The sequence below is a fragment of the Mycolicibacterium iranicum genome (assembly GCF_002101705.1).
Classification (GTDB): Bacteria; Actinomycetota; Actinomycetes; order Mycobacteriales; family Mycobacteriaceae; genus Mycobacterium; species Mycobacterium iranicum.
In genome coordinates, this window is the sequence record NZ_LQPC01000036.1 from 1 (window position 1) to 16,009 (window position 16,009).

Annotated in this window: 19 protein-coding genes; 11 read left to right on the forward strand and 8 right to left on the reverse strand. The window is 68.9% G+C overall.

Features of this window, described 5'->3' with window-relative positions:
• The 4 genes from AWC12_RS18280 to AWC12_RS31925 all read right to left on the reverse strand — a co-directional run.
• Nucleotides 1–544: hypothetical protein (locus AWC12_RS18280; RefSeq protein WP_207576455.1), on the reverse strand; the 544-nt coding region annotated here is incomplete at its 3' end.
• Nucleotides 541–957: a hypothetical protein gene (locus tag AWC12_RS30840; RefSeq protein WP_133057351.1), complete on the reverse strand. Its 417-nt coding sequence runs from the start codon at nt 955–957 to the stop codon at nt 541–543. The genes AWC12_RS30840 and AWC12_RS18280, both read right to left, overlap by 4 nt.
• A gap of 73 nt (nt 958–1,030) precedes the next feature.
• Nucleotides 1,031–1,723, reverse strand: a complete 693-nt coding sequence (locus AWC12_RS18290) for a relaxase/mobilization nuclease domain-containing protein (protein ID WP_133057352.1) — start codon at nt 1,721–1,723, stop codon at nt 1,031–1,033.
• Nucleotides 1,720–2,391 carry a hypothetical protein gene (locus AWC12_RS31925; RefSeq protein ID WP_165762826.1) on the reverse strand — a complete coding sequence of 224 codons (672 nt, stop codon included), beginning with the start codon at nt 2,389–2,391 and terminating at the stop codon, nt 1,720–1,722. Before AWC12_RS31925 ends, AWC12_RS18290 begins: the two co-directional genes overlap by 4 nt.
• A gap of 384 nt (nt 2,392–2,775) precedes the next feature.
• On the opposite strand from AWC12_RS31925, the gene AWC12_RS18300 reads away from it, so the two are divergent.
• The 11 genes from AWC12_RS18300 to AWC12_RS18355 all read left to right on the forward strand — a co-directional run bounded on the left by AWC12_RS18300 (nt 2,776) and on the right by AWC12_RS18355 (nt 12,632).
• On the forward strand, nt 2,776–3,033 hold the full coding sequence (locus AWC12_RS18300) for a hypothetical protein (RefSeq protein ID WP_085176071.1): 258 nt from the start codon (nt 2,776–2,778) through the stop codon (nt 3,031–3,033).
• A gap of 763 nt (nt 3,034–3,796) precedes the next feature.
• Nucleotides 3,797–4,123 (forward strand): hypothetical protein, encoded by a 327-nt coding sequence (locus tag AWC12_RS18305; protein ID WP_131809138.1) that lies wholly within the window; start codon nt 3,797–3,799, stop codon nt 4,121–4,123.
• Between the two features lie 871 nt (nt 4,124–4,994).
• Nucleotides 4,995–5,630, forward strand: coding sequence for an AAA family ATPase (locus AWC12_RS18320; protein WP_061265536.1), 636 nt, complete (start codon nt 4,995–4,997; stop codon nt 5,628–5,630).
• 52 nt (nt 5,631–5,682) lie between these two features.
• A complete protein-coding gene (locus AWC12_RS31660) occupies nt 5,683–6,027 on the forward strand; it encodes a hypothetical protein (protein WP_234814077.1) in 345 nt (114 codons plus the stop codon).
• Nucleotides 6,028–6,062: 35 nt separating this feature from the next.
• Nucleotides 6,063–6,296: a hypothetical protein gene (locus AWC12_RS30845; RefSeq protein ID WP_133057353.1), complete on the forward strand. Its 234-nt coding sequence runs from the start codon at nt 6,063–6,065 to the stop codon at nt 6,294–6,296.
• Between the two features lie 18 nt (nt 6,297–6,314).
• Entirely contained in the window at nt 6,315–7,079 is a 765-nt protein-coding gene (locus tag AWC12_RS18330; protein WP_085176073.1) for a hypothetical protein, read from the forward strand.
• A 360-nt stretch (nt 7,080–7,439) separates the two neighbouring features.
• Entirely contained in the window at nt 7,440–8,072 is a 633-nt protein-coding gene (locus AWC12_RS18335) for a hypothetical protein (RefSeq protein ID WP_085176075.1), read from the forward strand.
• 50 nt (nt 8,073–8,122) lie between these two features.
• A complete protein-coding gene (locus AWC12_RS18340) occupies nt 8,123–10,528 on the forward strand; it encodes an EspK C-terminal domain-containing protein (protein ID WP_085176077.1) in 2,406 nt (801 codons plus the stop codon).
• A gap of 289 nt (nt 10,529–10,817) precedes the next feature.
• Nucleotides 10,818–11,114: a hypothetical protein gene (locus AWC12_RS18345; protein ID WP_110808681.1), complete on the forward strand. Its 297-nt coding sequence runs from the start codon at nt 10,818–10,820 to the stop codon at nt 11,112–11,114.
• Between the two features lie 63 nt (nt 11,115–11,177).
• Nucleotides 11,178–11,909 carry an NYN domain-containing protein gene (locus tag AWC12_RS18350; RefSeq protein ID WP_085176095.1) on the forward strand — a complete coding sequence of 244 codons (732 nt, stop codon included), beginning with the start codon at nt 11,178–11,180 and terminating at the stop codon, nt 11,907–11,909.
• Nucleotides 11,910–12,089: 180 nt separating this feature from the next.
• On the forward strand, nt 12,090–12,632 hold the full coding sequence (locus tag AWC12_RS18355; protein WP_133057354.1) for a hypothetical protein: 543 nt from the start codon (nt 12,090–12,092) through the stop codon (nt 12,630–12,632).
• 212 nt (nt 12,633–12,844) lie between these two features.
• Here the strand turns inward: AWC12_RS18355 and AWC12_RS18360 are convergent, their stop codons facing one another.
• From AWC12_RS18360 to AWC12_RS31125, 4 genes are all read right to left on the reverse strand, one after another.
• Nucleotides 12,845–13,390 carry a recombinase family protein gene (locus AWC12_RS18360; protein WP_085176082.1) on the reverse strand — a complete coding sequence of 182 codons (546 nt, stop codon included), beginning with the start codon at nt 13,388–13,390 and terminating at the stop codon, nt 12,845–12,847.
• Complete coding sequence (locus AWC12_RS18365) at nt 13,387–13,818, reverse strand: hypothetical protein (protein WP_085176084.1); 432 nt, start codon at nt 13,816–13,818, stop codon at nt 13,387–13,389. The genes AWC12_RS18360 and AWC12_RS18365 overlap by 4 nt, the downstream gene beginning before the upstream one ends.
• Before the next feature lie 68 nt (nt 13,819–13,886).
• Nucleotides 13,887–15,698: a type IV secretory system conjugative DNA transfer family protein gene (locus AWC12_RS18370; RefSeq protein ID WP_165762827.1), complete on the reverse strand. Its 1,812-nt coding sequence runs from the start codon at nt 15,696–15,698 to the stop codon at nt 13,887–13,889.
• 13 nt (nt 15,699–15,711) lie between these two features.
• Nucleotides 15,712–16,009, reverse strand: a 298-nt coding sequence (locus AWC12_RS31125) for a hypothetical protein (RefSeq protein ID WP_165762828.1), incomplete at its 5' end; no start/stop codon positions are given.

Consider the following 16,009-nt stretch of genomic DNA (forward strand, 5'->3'; position numbering starts at 1 on the left):
CGTGGCCGAGGACTTGATCAGCGCGCGCGGCGAACGCCATCACGGTCCGCTGACGGCGGGCCGCTGCGGCCAGTCTCGGCCACGCGAGCACGGCCACCGCCGCGGCGATGACTCCCGCTAGCCACAGCCGGGAGGCAAGGATCAGCACGAGACCGAAGGTCGCAGCGCCCAAGACCGCGGCCGCGGCGCTGGCAGGGATGATCGGCACCGCGTCGACCCCGCCTCTGCGCCACCAGCGCACCCAGGCCGCTGCGACGATCACACACACGGCGAGGCCGACCACCCCGGCCGCGAGGATCGCGGCGGCGATCCACCCGGCGGTAGTGAGATGCCAACCCTGCGCGGGCCGCCAGCCCGTGACGGCTTCCGGGTTGAACGGGTCGCCGTGAAAAGGGGTTCGGTTGGGTTCAGCCAGCCCGTACGGGACCGCGGCGGCCAGGACCGCAGAACGGTTCGCCCAAGCCGCGACAGCCAGAACGGCCACCGCCAGCGCGATCCACAGCCGGTCAGTGTCGGTAATGGTGTCGTCGGTCTCGGTGCTCATCGGTCGCGCCCTTGCCCGCCCCGCTGCTGCTCGCGGGCCTGCTGGCGCTGCTCCTGGCGGCGGGCGGCTTCGGCGCGGGCCGCGGCGGACCGTTGGTCACGCTGCTGCACGGTCGGCTGCTGCTCTTTCGGTGCCCGCTCGGTCTCAGATCGACCGCCTGGCAAGCGCGGACCAATAGGACCGGCCGGTAGCGGCCGCTCCCCTGGTCGGCGTCGGCGCATAGAAACAACAGCGTTGCCGTGCTCGTCACTGCCCATCACTCGGGTGCCGGTCCAGCCCTCAACCCCACCGCGATCCTGAGTGGCCTGTTCCGTCGCCTCGTCAAGCCGCGCACTCCACTGGGCGTCTGACAGCAGGACGCGCCCGTTCCGGTCGCGCGGAACCGGAACCGTGAACGTCAGTTCTTCGTCCATGTGGGTGGCGTCCTTTCATCATCGATGTAGGTGTGACGTGACGCTAAACGGCGGGCGCGACACCGTGAAGGGATCACCGTTCACGCCCCCCGCGTTCTCGAGCGTCGCGCGCCCGCCGCTGCTGGCGGGCTTGCTCGCGGTGCTGGGCTTCCTCGAGCGCTGCCGCCATCCGCTCCTCACGGCTTGGCGCGGCACTGGCGCGGGTTGGCGCGCGTGTCTCACGCCGCCGCGGTGGCTGACGATCGGGCGCGGCCCGCTTAGGAGTGCGGGCAGCCGCACGGTTCCGCTTCGCGCCGCGCTCCAACCGGGTCAGCTCGTAGTCCCGTTCGATGCCGTCACTGATCCGCCCGAATCGGCGGTAGTCGTGGCTCTCGGACAGCAGGCGGCCGTCATGGCCGCGCTGCAACAAGGTGATGTGAATGTGGCGCGGATCGTGGCGCACCGCTTCCCACGCATAGCCTTCGGCGTTGCCGGTGAACTCCCCCACCACCCGCCGCGCGATCGTCGACCAATCCCGATCCGACAACACCCGATCCTCGGGCGCGGCGGCCACCGCCAGCCGGATCACCCGGCCCCGCTTGCCTGACACGTTGTCGCCGTCATCGCGAATCTTGGCCTGCATCGTCCGGGCACGCGCCCGCCAGTCCCGGCCCGCCACCGTGCCCGCGACACGGCGGGGACTGTGGTGCTCCATTGCCCGCCCCGGCCCGTAGTCATAGGCCAGCGCCTTACCGGCATGCACCCCGCGGGTGCGCTTGATGATCACCGCCGCGACCCCCACCGACTCAACCGCGCCGCCGCGGCGGCCAGGGCGTCATCAGCGGCCGCCACCGCGGCCGCCTCGGCGCGGTCGGCGGCCACGTCACCGGCCTGCACCAGCAGCCCAGCAATTCGGCCGGCAACGGTGCGCGCCTCGCCGGTTTCCCCGGTCGGCCGCCGCGCCTGGTGCTCCTCAACCGCGGCCGCCACACTGTCCCGCACCCACGCCCCGAAGCCCATGCCGTTCAGCCGCGCCGCGTCCCGCATGGCGGCGTGCAACCGCGGGTCCAGCCTCAAGAACACCAGCCGATCCCGCTTGCCCACACACAACACCGGCTCCTTGGCCCCGCGCGGCTGGTCGTGTCCAAGCCGCTCCGCGGCCGCCGCCACCTTCCCCGCCGCCGCGGCGACCGACCCCGCAGCCGGACCCCGCATGTACCGCTGCCGCACCGCTTCATTCAGCGCCGTACCGGCGCGCGCCAGCGCGGCGACCTCAGCTGGTGACGGCGACGGAATCGGCCGCCGAAAACCCGGCGCATCGAGCGCCGCCAACGCCGCGGCGAGCACCGCGCCAGCGGTGCCGCCCTCTCCCCCGCGCCAGTGGGCGGCCACCGGCCCCCACACCAGCGCAGTCGTCCGCCCTGTCAAGGGCGGCGAATCTGCGACCGCTTCCACGCTGATCAGCGTACACACGACCACCGTCGTGCAGCGGCATTTATGCCGCCCCCGCGAAGCGGGCAAGGGCGAAAGCTATGAGGCGCAGCCGATATAGGTTTTGCATACCTTGCTACGTAGTGAGAGGGGACGGCCCTGAGAGTTGTTGACAGGGTGAGTCCGTCCCCTCTCACGGAGTGGAAGGAACGGCCCGCACAAAGCGGCACGGACGGGGGGCGGCGAATGCGCGAGCGCCAGCGAGTGCGAGACACCCCCGGCAGGGCCGCCCGCGGGCCGTTCCGCCTGGGAGCGCTGCGCCGCTCCCGCACACCGCAGGTGTGCATCCGGCAAGCACGCAGTGCGCCGCCGCCCACCCCCCGGGACCGGCGGCTACCATCGGCAGCCATGACCGAGCCGGACCGGGAACGCATCGAAGCGGCACTGTCAGAACTACGCACCGAGGCCACCGCCGCCCTCGACCGACTCACCAACCACCGCGACCGCGCAGCGCAGCTGCGCGCCGAAGCCGACGCCGAACTCCGGGCCTACGCCACCGAATACCGCACCATCAGAGCCCGCGGATTCTTCACCGCCGCCCAACTCAAACAGTTGGGTTTCACCGCCCCGCGCACCCGTCAACGACGGGCCAAACGCACCCCGTAACCGGCGCTCGTCATCGCCCTGGCGCTCACGCTCACCGCCGCCCCTGCGGGCCGCCAATACCGCCCGAATTTCCGCCCGCGCCGCCGCGATCCGCTCCCGCTGTGCGCCAGTCATCGGCGGGCGTACGTCGCCAGCCAACCCCCTCCCCTCGTCCCGGCTTGCGGCGGCAACGCCGCCGCTTTTCGGCGGCCCCTCGGGCCGCCACTCAAGCCGCCGCAGGCGGTGCGCCAAGAACGCGCCAGGACGCTCCACACGATCCGGCCACGACCACCCGCGCGCCCGCATATCGGCGTTCAACGCCTCGGTAATGGACCGCGCAGACCACACCACAGGATCAATCCCCGCGGCCGTGATCGCATCGCACACCGCCCCGATATGGCCGCGGTCCAGGCCATGCGATCGGGCCACCAGCTCAGCCGCCAATCGCTGCACCGCCAGCGGGCGCGCCTCGGCGCGCCGCGGGTGGCGTTTGCTCAATGAGGCTGAGCATTTTTCGGCACGCCTGGGCGTGCTTGGTGAGTCATTACCAACGAGAGATAACCGCCTATCCCGTAGGGATGGCGGTAGGTGGAAACCGTGCACAGGCGCCACAGCCTTACGCGGCACCAAGTGATACACCGAAGGCCGCCGGCCAACCCGCGGAGTGCCCGGCGAACCGTGGCCCCGCTGCGCCTCGACAGCCCACCCCGCGGTCCGCAACAGCCGCCAGGCCGCCGTAACCGTCCGCACGTCACAACCCACCCGCTCCGCGATCGTCGCGCGCGTGATGGCCACATGGCGGCCCGTCGCATGGTCGGCGTACTCGGCCATCACCGCCGCCACCGCCAGCACCGTGGGAGCTTCCATCTTCACCCCGGCCGACTCCTTGGCCGTCGCGAAACCCGCGCCATTCGCCCACTGGCTCAACGCCGACAGCCAGCCCGCACGGCTAGTCCACATCGGCGCGCGCGGCGCAGCCGCGCCAGCCTGCACCACCCAGCCGCGCCACACGGTGGCGCGCTTCGCGCGGGCCACCGACGACGGCGCGGCCGCGGCGGTGAACGCCGTTCCTGGCCGCGCTGAAGAATCCGCCCGTTGGGCGGAGAAATAGTCACGTTTTGGATCACAGATAGCGCGTTGCTGTGTATCTGATTCAGGGTGTGCGCTACCGTGAGACGAGTCCAGCAAGACACGTCCCTTTCAGGGGCACCGGGTGCGGACCCAGACCTGAGTTGGCCCTCAGGTCGAAACCTCAGACGAGGCCCCTTCGGGGGCCTTCGTCGTATCAGCAGGTGATCCGCACCGCTATTGACTTGTTGCGTCCGCCCCGGACTTACACCAGGGCCGCGGTGTCTACATCGCCAGCGGCAACCCCTCCCCCTTATCGCAGCGTCGAACCAGATCGGGGCGGCCAACCTGGACCGCTGCCACGTCAGCGAGGTACTGGGCGGCCGTCACGCTGTGAGCCGACGCGAGTGCGTGCACCGCCTCCCATACGGGCCGCGGCGGCCGCGTTTGTAGAACGGGTGACCTCGGCATCGGCCGAGTACTGGCGGCTGGGCTGGTGTCCAGCTCTAGGCCCTCGCGTTGTCCAAGGTCTCGAACAAGGTCGCGGCGACCCACGTGGACGGCCAGCACATCAGCGAGGTACTGGGAAATGGACAGTCCCGCCGCCGTGGCGCATCGGTGCACTGCCGCACGAAGTTCCGGCGGTGTATCGCGCGGTGACTGCAAAAGCAGGCGATCGCCCTTGTGTGGCTGTCCCATGTCGGATGACACTGCCCCAGTAGCGCCAAAATCTGATTGCAGACACGCCGACGGAATCAAGATTCGTCTTAACCTAGAGTCCGTAAGTCAGTACATCAGTAGATACGCATTCGCGTATCAGCGTGCGGTCCGACCGCTCGCGTGCCATCATGTACGGAGTTACTGATCTGCGTGTCTCCGTAAGTCCGTATCTACTGAAAGCGGAGTAAAGTCTGATGTCGCCAGTTCTGACGATCGTGGTGGCCAACCTCAAAGGCGGGTCCACCAAAACCACCACTGCGGCGTTCATCCTGCACGCCCTGGCCGAATCTGGCCTTTCCGTGCTCGGGGTCGACGCGGACGGCGAAAACGAATCGCTGCTGTCCTGGTCGGAAGCAGGGGAGTGGAACATCCCGGTAATCGGTATGCCGGTCACCGATCTGCACCGCAAGCTGCCCGGTGTCGCAGGCGACCGCTACGACGCCGTAGTGATCGACACACCACCGATGAAGGAACGCCGGGGCGTCGTCGCCTCGGCCATCCGACTGGCCACCCACGTCCTGGTCCCGATGGCACCCACAGGGATGGAGTACGCGCGGGTGCCCGCCATCCGCGAGCTGGTTGACGACGCGGCCGCCCTGGCTGCCGACGACCCGCCACAGCTCGCCGTGGTGCTTACCCGCACCGTGCCCAACGCCGCCAGCACCGACGTCTACCGGCAAATGCTGGGCAGCGACGGCGTGCGCGTCCTGGGGCCGACCGTGGGCCGCTTGGAGCGCTACGCCCAAGCATTCGGCCTGCCGATCACCCACGCAGCCGCCACCGCCTACGGCGACATCGCCGCCGAACTACTCGGCGTCACCACCGAGTAAATACGGATATACTGAGTTACTGATAGATGCTCTGACCAGGAGGGACGAGAAGGTGGCGACCGCTGCGGACAAGATCAAGGCCAACGCCGAACGGCTGCGGCAGAAAACGCCGGCCAAATCGTCGGCTGCCGAGGAACCGCCCGCGAAGGACAACCCCGCGCCGCCCGCGCGGCCGTCTGGTGGGGCAGCGGTGCGGCAAAAGAACGTGCGCCGCACCGTCGACCTCACCCCGACTGCTCACCGAGCACTCGACGGATGGCAAAGCACGGTGGCCGAGCGGCTAGGGCTGGCCCGCGTCACGGGACAGGAAGTGTTGGCCGCGCTCGTTGATCGCCTGCTCAGTGATGAGGAGCTAGCCGAGGAAGTCACCCAGGCCATCGCGGCAAATCGCGATTAGACCAGATGTCGCACAACGGAGGGACAATCAACGCTATGAGGACTTCATCACGCGTCGCGGCCGCTGCGCTGGCCGTCGCGACGGGGCTCGTCTGCGCACCGGTCGCGGCCGCCGACCCCGCGCCGCAGCCCACCCCGATCGACTGCGGACCGTACGGGGGTGTGAGCAAGGCGCTTGAAGCCGCGGCCGAACACGCGTCGCCGCCTCTCGGCGAGGACCGGCCCACTCCTGACGGTTTCCGGGCTCCTCCGCCCTTGCGTTGCCAGTAGGCAGATAGAGACGAGCCGATGGGAACTCCCGACGACTTCGACGGCGACAACTCGGCCAACGAGCTGCGCGGCACCTTTGACGGTCTCTGGCGGCGCTATCAGGCGCAGGTCGTGGAGCTGCGGGCCAACCAGCAGCAGTGGCGGGCTTCATGGCAGCACTACCGGACCACCGGCTCAGTGTGGGGCCTTGTGCTGATGAACGCCCGTTTAGGACTACTGGACCCCGACTGGCGCGACACACTAAGCCCGGAATCGCACTACGCCGCCGGATTCCCTCGACCGACAGACCCGGCGCTGCTCGACGCCGACGCCCTGGCCATCTACGAGGTGGCCACCGCCCCGGCCTCGGTCTGGGAACCCCACGCCGCAGGAGGTGACTGGCGGCGGGCGCTGTCTGCCTGGCGCGATGACGCGCGAGCCCTCCAGCGCCACCAGTTCCGCACCAAGCGATGGCTTAGCGACATGACGATTCCTGAGGGCGATAGGCCGAACGCCGCCCGCCTGGACGCTGTACTGGAAGCGCGCGCCCTCGACGCCGTCGAAGCGTCCTACCGAGCAGGGTTGGCCGCTGGGGGTGACACCGAAAACTGGCGCGGCTGGTATCGCGGCCGCATCGGTGAAACATGGTCTGCCGCCGATGATTCGACATACAAGCTGTATTACTCCGTCGAGCGGGTGCGCTCCGCGATCGACGCCGGACAGCCAATCGTCACGGGAGCAGACACGATCATCATTCAAGAGCACTTACCGGAGTACTGGCACGAGGGGGAAACCAAGCCATGACCACTGACCGGATGAAGATTCGCCCCGAGAACTTGGCGGCCGCAGCGACCGACTCCACGGCCACACAGGCCGCCAGAGCACCCGTCACCATCGCGTCACCGCCACCCGCGGCCGCAGGATCACCCGTAGACGCGGCCGCCGCGGCTGTCGGCCACCACCATTCAGGCATCACTCGCCGCCGCGGACACCGCCGATGTGGCTGCCGTAACGAAACAGACTGCGGCCCTGTCAGAGTCGCCGCCTGAGCTTGTACAGCAAGACCAGGAGAACGCTGACAACATCACCGCGGCCAGTCAATTCCCCATGCCAACCGTCGCGCCCGGCTCAGCCACCGGCAAGGTCTGGACGGTCTGACGCAGCATGACTGACCCCGCCCCGCCGCCGACCTATCCCGCCTGGCCGCCGCAGGCACCGTATCCGCCCGCACCGCGGCCCCGCCGCCGATGGGCGGCCACCGCCACCGCGGCCGTCATCAGCGCGGCCGTAGCCGCCACCCTCGCCAGCATCATCACCGCGAACAACACCGGCCGCGACAGCGCCGCAACTGCTGCCACCGCATCCACAGTTACCGTCACCGCCCAACCGCCGACCCCCAACAGCCCCACCCCGGTCCCAGCGGCCACCGCTGACCGCACCACCTGCCAGGCATGGGTTTCAGCCGGGACGCTGATCCGCGGCGCGTCGGAGGCTCAGTCCGTCATCCCGCCCGGAATGACGATCGTGGACCCCGCTGTCCAGGACAACCCTGCGTGGAAGGCGGGAGTTATCAAGGCCGGTGACTTGTACGGCCAAGCCGCCGACAGACTCGCGGCAGGAACTCCCAACGGGACCACGCCGATGCTCGACCAGACCGCGGCCGCCGCGGTCGGCGCACTTCAGGCCCTATCCACAACCACAAAGGGATTTGACGAGGCCAGCGGCAACGGATATGCGGTCGTCAAGAGCGTTGCGAACGCGCTGGACGTTCTGTGTGAAAGGTTGGCCCCGCGGTGAGTGTGGTTGGTGGCGGCGATATCCCGCGGCCAACCTCGCCGCATGCGGACGTGATTCTAGGGACTCTGTGGCCGCTGCAATCCGAATCGGCTTGGCACGGCTTCGCTTCCGCAATCAAGAGCGAGGCCATCCGACTCTTTCAGGAAGATGGTGCGCAGCAGGACATTCTGCGCCTTGTCGCGACCACCGACCAGGCGGGGGCGTTCATCGAGGCCGCCACGAGACTGGTCCGGGTCAGCACCGCGACGCTGGAGAGCCGATACCGGACGTATAGCGACGCCAGCACCGTGGCCGAGAGGGTGGCTACGCGTATCTGGGCAATAAAGCTGCGAATGGCGGAAAGTGTGGACGCCGCGGAAACGGCGATCACCGCCGCCAAGAACGAGCTTGAGCCGCAGATTGACGCCGCCACGGCGGCGCTGGACGGGATACGCGCCAGCCAGCTCACAGCCGAACTCGAAGGCCGGATCACTGCCGCGATCACTCAAGCACAGACCGAAGTCACCGGCGAGGCCGCGACCGGCGCAGCCGAAATCGCCGCGCTCAATACAAAACTGGGCGGCACAGAGGCGACCGGCACGGGCGAAGCTAGCCCACTGAATTGGGGCAATGGAGCTGAGTTGCCCTCTGCACCCGCGATGCCCGCACCATCGACCCCTGGCGGCAGTGGTATCCAGTCGGCCAACTACGACACATTCAAAGAGGGCACCGAACCGCTCAGCGACCGGATGCCAGGTACGCGCCAAGCGGATGAGCCAACGCTGTCCAGAGCGGCGCAAGACTCCAACCGATTCCCCGAAGAGGTTAAGGCGAGGGACGCGGACACGGCGGGTTCCCACGGTGAGCCAGGTAGAGCCGGGACGTCCGGGGTGCCACCCGCTGCGTCTGCGCCTTCGACCGGCGGGGGCAGCTCGTCGGGTGCGGGGAGCCCGGCGTCTGTGTTTGGGTCGGCTATGCGGCCGATGTCCTCGTCGGCGGGGTCGCCTGCGTCCTCGGGTGCGCCCGCGTCGTCGGGGTCGCCATCCGGGGTGTCGGGTACGGGTACACCGGCCGCCCAGCCGGGAAGTGGTGCCAGCTCGGGCGCGGGGAACGGGACCGCCACGTCGAGCGTGGGTCGGGCGCTCAGTGGAGCCTCGACCGGCGCGGGGATCGCGGAGACCTCTGCACGGATGGGCACGGGCGCGGTGGCGGCCACTGCCAACGCGCTGAACACCGCGGGCAATGTCGGGCCACAGATCGCACAGAGCGCCACCAATGCACCGCAACCGGCGTCCCCGCCTCCGCCTGGCCCGGTGGGAACCGCCGCGCCCGCTGGGTCTGCACCACTGGCCATGCTGCCGCCCACGTCGGCACCGGCCGCCCCGGTGGCCGGCGGATTGCCGCCCGCCCCGTCACCGGCCGCAGCAGCGGCCAGCGCGGGTCCGGGGATACCGGGCACCCCGCAGCAGGGGCCAGCGGCAACCGCCCATCTCGGCGGCGCATCACCGGGTGGGCCTGGCGCCAATGCAGCGCCGGTCATGATGCCGATGTCGCAAGTACGAACCGTCGGAGTCGACGGCGCGACCGGCGACGTGCTTTTCGGCCAGGCCGCCGACGCCGCGCGATCCATCCTGGAGACGGTGATCGCTCAGACCCGCCACGCCGGATACGGGTCATCACAAGGATTTGTCTGGGCGGTGACGGTGATTGCCGAGCGCACCGGGGGAGTCACAGCGTGGCTGGCCACCAGCGAGGGACCGTCGTATATCCCGCGGGGTGTTCGGGTGCCTGATGATGTGCGCCTGGCCGTGACGGACCCGGTAGTGGGGCGTCAGCTCTGGGACGATGCCGCGGCCGCGGGGGGTGCTGATCCGCTGAACGTGTTGGCACGTCACGCCGAACTGCGCGACAGTGCCGCACCGGGCGGCCGCGTGCTGGCCTTCGCCGCGTCGGTGCCGATGGCCAGGGTGATGGACTGGGCCGCAACAGTCGGCGCACGCGCGGTCAGCGTGGACCCTCGAACGATCGGCGCGGCCGCGGCGGTCGGTGATGAAGGACAGCACCGCTGCGCGGCCGTAATGCCCTGGGAGTGGCAGCAAGCCAGCATGTTCAGCGAGCAGCAGCGGTTGCAGGTGGCAGTACGGCACATGCTGATGGCGGCCAACGCTGGGCATCTCACTGACCCGGCTTGTGAGCGCGTCATGGAGGCGTTCGACCGGGGCAATCCGGTCACTGCCTCGGACTGGGCCGACGTGCGGCAGGCGTTCGCCATGGCCTGCGTCAACTATGAGATGACCCGAGCTGGCACACCCCTCGGCGGTGAGTCGACAACCTTGGAGCGGGTATTTCGCACGGCCCGCGCCGCCGAAGTGGTGTGGTGTGCACGTGAGTACGCCTCGGCTGAGGGGTGCGCGGACCTGCTGTACGCGTCGCGGCTGGCGGGCGCTCCGCTCAATCCGGCCGCCGCGGTTGCCTGACCCTTGGTGCGGTGTGTGTCTAAATCGGTCGGTATTGCGACACCTGCGGCCTTGCGGAGTCGACGTGCAGGAATGCTCGCCGCTGGGTGTGTCAAAACCGTGTGCCTGAATCGTCGGGCCGGATACAGGGGATTTGGCACACGATGGGCTCCCGCCCGAGCCCTCCGGGCTCGGTTGGGTCTGGATGCTGCTGCCGCACCTGGGAACGCCGTTCAACGTAGTTACTGATCTACTGAGATACTGATATCCTGCTTATATGGGCGATGAGGGACCGCGGAGCGGAAGCCAGATGAGCGCGGCCGAGCACTGGCAAGCGTGGCTAGATCGCTACGGCGACGATTACGACACCGACGAGCAGCGCCGCGCGGCCTACCGCGACTTTGAGGCGAACCGGGCCGAGATTCAAGCCGTGTTCTCGCAGGCTGATGACATGCACGTGGCTGGTTACCTGGAAGCTCAGGAGCGCGTGTCCAGCGGCGACGCGGACAGCCCCGCTGATGCCGAACTGTGGGCACCGGTTGATCTCACCGGCCCGGCTCGCGCGGATTGGCTCGAAGGCTTCCGCTCCCACTTCGAGCCGGGCTGACGCTTTGCGCTGGTCACGCGTGTGCGTGCGTCCGTGCACCCCGTCCCGCTAGCGTCCCTGACCATGCGAGTAGGTGTGTACATCGACGGTTTCAATCTCTACTACGGCGGCCGCGGTCTGTGCGGGAAAGGCGTGGCGGGCTGGCGCTGGCTCGACGTGCGCGCCCTGGCCGCGCGGCTCGTGTCCAATCATTCGACGTGGACCGGCGCGACCATTGAGCGCGTCGTCTACTGCACGGCGGTCATCTCCGGGGCGGATAACCCAGTGGGCAACCGTGAGCAAGACGCATACTTGCGGGCGCTGCGCCGCTCCCAGACAGCCGACCGCATCGAACTGGGCAACTACGTGCATCGGGTCTCGGTGGGGCCGCTGGCCACTCCGGACCGCAATGGCCGCCCGGTCCTGACGCACCCCGGCGGGCCGGTGATGGTCAAAGACAGCGGCGGCCAGGACGACCCCGCCGCGGTGTTCATGGTGTCAGTGGCTCGACGCGAGGAGAAGGGCTCAGATGTCAACGTGGCGGCACATCTGCTGCTCGACGTGCTCGAACAACGCATCGACGCGGCCGTGGTGATCAGCAATGACAGCGACCTGAAGTTTCCGGTGCAGACCGCACGCGATCGGGTGCCGGTCGGGACGGTCAACCCTTCGCGCAGTCACACTGCGGGCAAGCTGCGCGGCTCGCCAGCGGACGGCGTTGGTAATCACTGGTGGTACCAGCTCACCGCGGCTGACTTCCAGGCGTGCCAGTTGCCCGACCCGGCGGCCGGTGTGCAGAAGCCGCCGCCGTGGTGACAACCCCGACAAGGGAGGGGGAATTGCGTGGACGCAACCCGCGTTGCATAATTACGCCATACCACCCGTCCCTACTGGGGGCGGGTTTTTTCATGCCGAAATGGCCTCTGGTGGTGGAGATTGTCAGCGGTGGTGGCTAACGTCCACAGCACGACATTTTCCCAGCTAGGAGGGTATATCGTGTCACAACCGCAGCTGCAAGCCGGGCATTGGTACCTCGTCTATAGCCAGGAGGCCGGTCACGGCTCCATCCGGGCCTACATGGCGGACGGCGGGTGGACGCCCGCTCAGCCGCCGCCAAGCGGGCTGATCTGCGAAATGAGCCGCACTCACCACCCCGATAACGTCGAGGTTGGCGAGGACATCGAGGTCACCGGGTGGGACCGGCTCGTCATCGAGCACCAATACCCGCCCGCGGCCGCGGAGCCCCTCGTCGCGCGCGCAATTCGGGCGATGGCCGAAGGAATCTGCCAGGCCACCGGCCAGGAGTGGGACCAGCATTGGAGTTGGGATCAGGACGCCGAACCGGAGATCACCAACAACCGACACGTGCGGTTCCTGATGATCGCGTGCGACCTGGTGAAACAGGTGGGCGATAACCCCCAGGTCCGCGACTGGGATGAGGTGGTGTCCACTCTCGGCCCGCCGGAAGGCATTTTCCGGCCGCGGCGCTGGCCCGCCGAAACGATGCCCGGCGCGGTGCCGCTGCCCTACGCGTCGTAGCTCACTCCGAACCGCTCCAGCGCGCCGTTGAGCGGCGCGGTACTGCTCACCTGCTGCCCTTCCCCGATATAGGCAGTGTCCGCGCTTGCGCGGGTGTGCTGTCAAGGCCGGAGCCGCCGCGGCGGTCGGCCGGAGGCCGAGCCTTGACAGCACACCCGCCCGCGGCAGAATCCAAGATCGGGGGAGGGCCGAAGGAAAAAGGCCGGCCAAAACTACGGCACCAAGGCCCGGTAGACGCTGGATCGCGAGATACCAAGAGAGCGAGCGATATTCGCGCGCGGAGTGCCTGCCTGATCGAGCGTGCGCACCGCCTCGATGGTCGACGCGGCGAGCTTGGGGCGGCCCGGCACACGCCCGGCCGCCCTGGCGGCCGCCACCCCGGCGGCCGACCGCTCGGCCGCTAATGCGCGCTCGAACTGGGCGACTGCGGCGAAGACGTGGAACACCAGACGGCCGCCCGCGGTCGTGGTGTCGATCGACTCCGTGAGGGACCGCAGCTCGACGCCGCGGGCGTCCAGGTCCTCGACCACACTCAGCAGGTGAGGCAGCGACCGGCCGAGCCGGTCGAGCCGCCACACCATGAGCACGTCACCGGCGCGCGCGTAGTCTAGGAGCGCGGCCAGCTCGGGGCGGTCGTCGCGGCCTCCCGACATGGTTTCTGTCCACACTCGTTCTGCGCCAGCAGCGTTCAACGCCTGCACTTGCATATCGGTGGTTTGGTGCGCGGTAGATACGCGCGCATAGCCCAGGACGCTCACGCGTCGTCCAAGTCGGCCGGTATGTCATCGATGTGCACCAGCAGCGCCCCCGGCGGCTCGTCGGGCTTGCCCACGTCGATAGCCGCGAAGAGTGCCCCGTCGTTGGGCACGTCGGCCCACTGCTCGGCGGCGGCCCGCCATACGGGCTCGCACCGTTCGCAGCCGCGGGCGTGCGCCAGGTGGGCGAGCGCCACGTACCAGTACGGCCGCGAAGCTACGCCAACGATCTGGCCCCGCAGCACGGGTGTCTGCTTCGGGTTCGTCGGGTGCGGGCGCAGCGTGGTCGGCAAGTCGTCGGGCTCGAACATGACGGCCTGATTCCGCGCGTGCGGTTTGGCTCCCGGTACCCACAGCGGCCCGCCGCTGTGCAGTAGGTGCACGATGAGGTCGTGATAGTCGTCGGGAGTTTCCAGGGCTTGGGCCTGCATGGTGCGGATTCTCCTTGTGCGGTAGGACATTTCGGACCCAACCGAGCCCGCAGGGGTCGGGCGGGAGCCTAAAGACCGTAGGTACTGCGCTGCTGCCACCACGGGCTGATGGTGAGTAGTTCCCAACCCTGTGGCGACCAGTACAGCCCGCGGCCTGGCGGGATGCCGGTGATGTCAGCGACGCTGAGCACCGCGGTTCGGTGACTGTTGTAGGAGTAGCCGGGTTCGGATCGGCTGGTGCCGCCGCGGCGGCTACGGGTGCGACCGGGAGCGCTGACCCCGATCGTCATGCGGTCATACTCGCCGGACATTCGGGACAGCATCTCGGCCGTGTCGCGGTCGGCCATTCCCGACAAGATCAGCTTTTCGGGAAACAGGGTGAGAAACCCCTCGGCGGCGCGGCCCCAACGGGCCCGTGCTTGTGAGAGGTCCTGGAAGGCCACGACCAGGTGCAGGCCTTGGCCGCCCGCCTCCGAGACGATGTTGGGCAGCGGAACCGGGGCGGTATTTGCCGCCTCGTCAAGGACGAAAGTGACTGGCCCGTCTTGGGTTTCGGTGCCGAGGTCGACGGCCTGGCGGCGGTGATACTGCGCCAGGCGGATCGACTCCAAGAATCCGGCGATGAGCGGCGCGTAATCGCGCTGCCGGTCCACGGGGGCGGTGATGTAGACGGTATCGGTGCTGCGGACGAAGGCGTGCACGTCGAAATTGGGATCGACTCCAGCCCGCAGCGCCGACGAGGACGTGTAAATGTTCATGATTCGGGCCAGGGTGGAGGCGATCGACTCGCGTTCCTTGTCGGGGACAGCGAGCATCGAATCCAGCAGTGTGGCGGCGATGTCCGCGCCGTCGATGCCGTCCTCCTGGGCGACGATGAGCACGGCTTCGGCCTCGGGGCCGGTCGCAGTGGGCGACATGCACCAGCGGGCCAGGGCGGCGATGTCGCCGCCGGGCTGGGACAGCTTCGCGGCGTACAAGAGCACCGACAACCACGTCTCGGCGCGGTCCACCCAGTGGTCTCCGTCATGCGATGCGCCCGCGCCGCCGCGTGCCGGACCAGTCAGGCGGGCGGCCACCGAGCGGGCGGCGTCCCAGTCGGTCACGTCGCACAGCGGATTCCACCGCAGGGCAATCACCCCGGCCGGTGGCGGCCCGCCTCCGGGATCGAACAGCCAGCACCGCCCGCGCTGCTGGCGGGCGGCCATCGTGGCCGCCAGGATTTCGGCCTTCATCGACGTGCTGACGCACGCGGCGGGCGCGAACGCCACGGACGGCATGACCACGCCTTGGGTCTTACCCGAGCCGGGCGGGCCGATCACCAGGGCAGCACCACGCGGTGATGCCGTGACCGTCAGCCCGCGGTCATTGGTGCCGAAGTAGCCGCCCGGATGCGTTGGCAGCAGTTCGCTGGCTTGCTCCATGCTTCGTCCCTTCCGATTGAAAATCGTTGATATTGACCGCTTTTGAGAACGTGCCCGCCCGCCGGCGCCGTTGGTGGCGGTTTTGCTGCGGTGGCGGTGCGCCGCATAGCGGGGCCACCCGTAGAAGCCGATCAGGTAGGCCGCCGCGGGAATCCCCCAGGCTGAGGCGAGGACCGCGACGGTGGCCACCGTGAACAGCACCCAGCGCCCGGAGGCGAACCGCAGTCCTCGGCGGGCTTCGCCTGCGCCGACAGCGACCGCGGCCGCGGCCATCACGGCGATGACCAGCCAGGCCGATTGGCCATCGGCGCTCTGACCGGTGGTGGTGCGGATCAGCAGCGGAATCGTCAGGACCGCGCCCGCCGCGATGGCCCACCAGTAGCCGCCGGTCTTACCGAGCTGGATGCCGCCCGGTAGGTCCGGGTTGTGCGATGGTCCCCAGGACCGTTGATGTTCCATCAGTGCGTCCCCCTCACGGCGTGGCCGTGGTTCCGGTGACCCGTTTGCGCATCGGGTCATAGCGCCATTCGTAGCCCGGCCATCCGACCTCGCGGGCGTAGCGGCTCAGCTCTGCGAGTTCACCGGGGGCGTGCTGCCAGCCCGGTCCACACATCGCGTCAATCTCTGCGGGGTACTGGCCGCCGTCCTCGCGTCGCCACTTCCGCGCCCGCACCCGGCCCGGTGCGGGATGGCCGTGGCCGAGGACTTGATCAGCGCGCGCGGCGAACGCCATCACGGTCCGCTGACGGCGGGCCGCTGCGGCCAGTCTC

Excerpts from the sequence above, each read along its gene's own strand:
- AWC12_RS30840 (WP_133057351.1), bottom strand. The coding sequence starts at position 957 with ATGGACGAAGAACTGACGTTCACGGTTCCGGTTCCGCGCGACCGGAAC.
- AWC12_RS18300 (WP_085176071.1), top strand. The coding sequence starts at position 2,776 with ATGACCGAGCCGGACCGGGAACGCATCGAAGCGGCACTGTCAGAACTA.
- AWC12_RS18320 (WP_061265536.1), top strand. The coding sequence starts at position 4,995 with ATGTCGCCAGTTCTGACGATCGTGGTGGCCAACCTCAAAGGCGGGTCC.
- AWC12_RS30845 (WP_133057353.1), top strand. The coding sequence starts at position 6,063 with ATGAGGACTTCATCACGCGTCGCGGCCGCTGCGCTGGCCGTCGCGACG.
- AWC12_RS18330 (WP_085176073.1), top strand. The coding sequence starts at position 6,315 with ATGGGAACTCCCGACGACTTCGACGGCGACAACTCGGCCAACGAGCTG.
- AWC12_RS18335 (WP_085176075.1), top strand. The coding sequence starts at position 7,440 with ATGACTGACCCCGCCCCGCCGCCGACCTATCCCGCCTGGCCGCCGCAG.
- AWC12_RS18345 (WP_110808681.1), top strand. The coding sequence starts at position 10,818 with ATGAGCGCGGCCGAGCACTGGCAAGCGTGGCTAGATCGCTACGGCGAC.
- AWC12_RS18350 (WP_085176095.1), top strand. The coding sequence starts at position 11,178 with ATGCGAGTAGGTGTGTACATCGACGGTTTCAATCTCTACTACGGCGGC.
- AWC12_RS18365 (WP_085176084.1), bottom strand. The coding sequence starts at position 13,818 with ATGCAGGCCCAAGCCCTGGAAACTCCCGACGACTATCACGACCTCATC.
- AWC12_RS18370 (WP_165762827.1), bottom strand. The coding sequence starts at position 15,698 with ATGGAACATCAACGGTCCTGGGGACCATCGCACAACCCGGACCTACCG.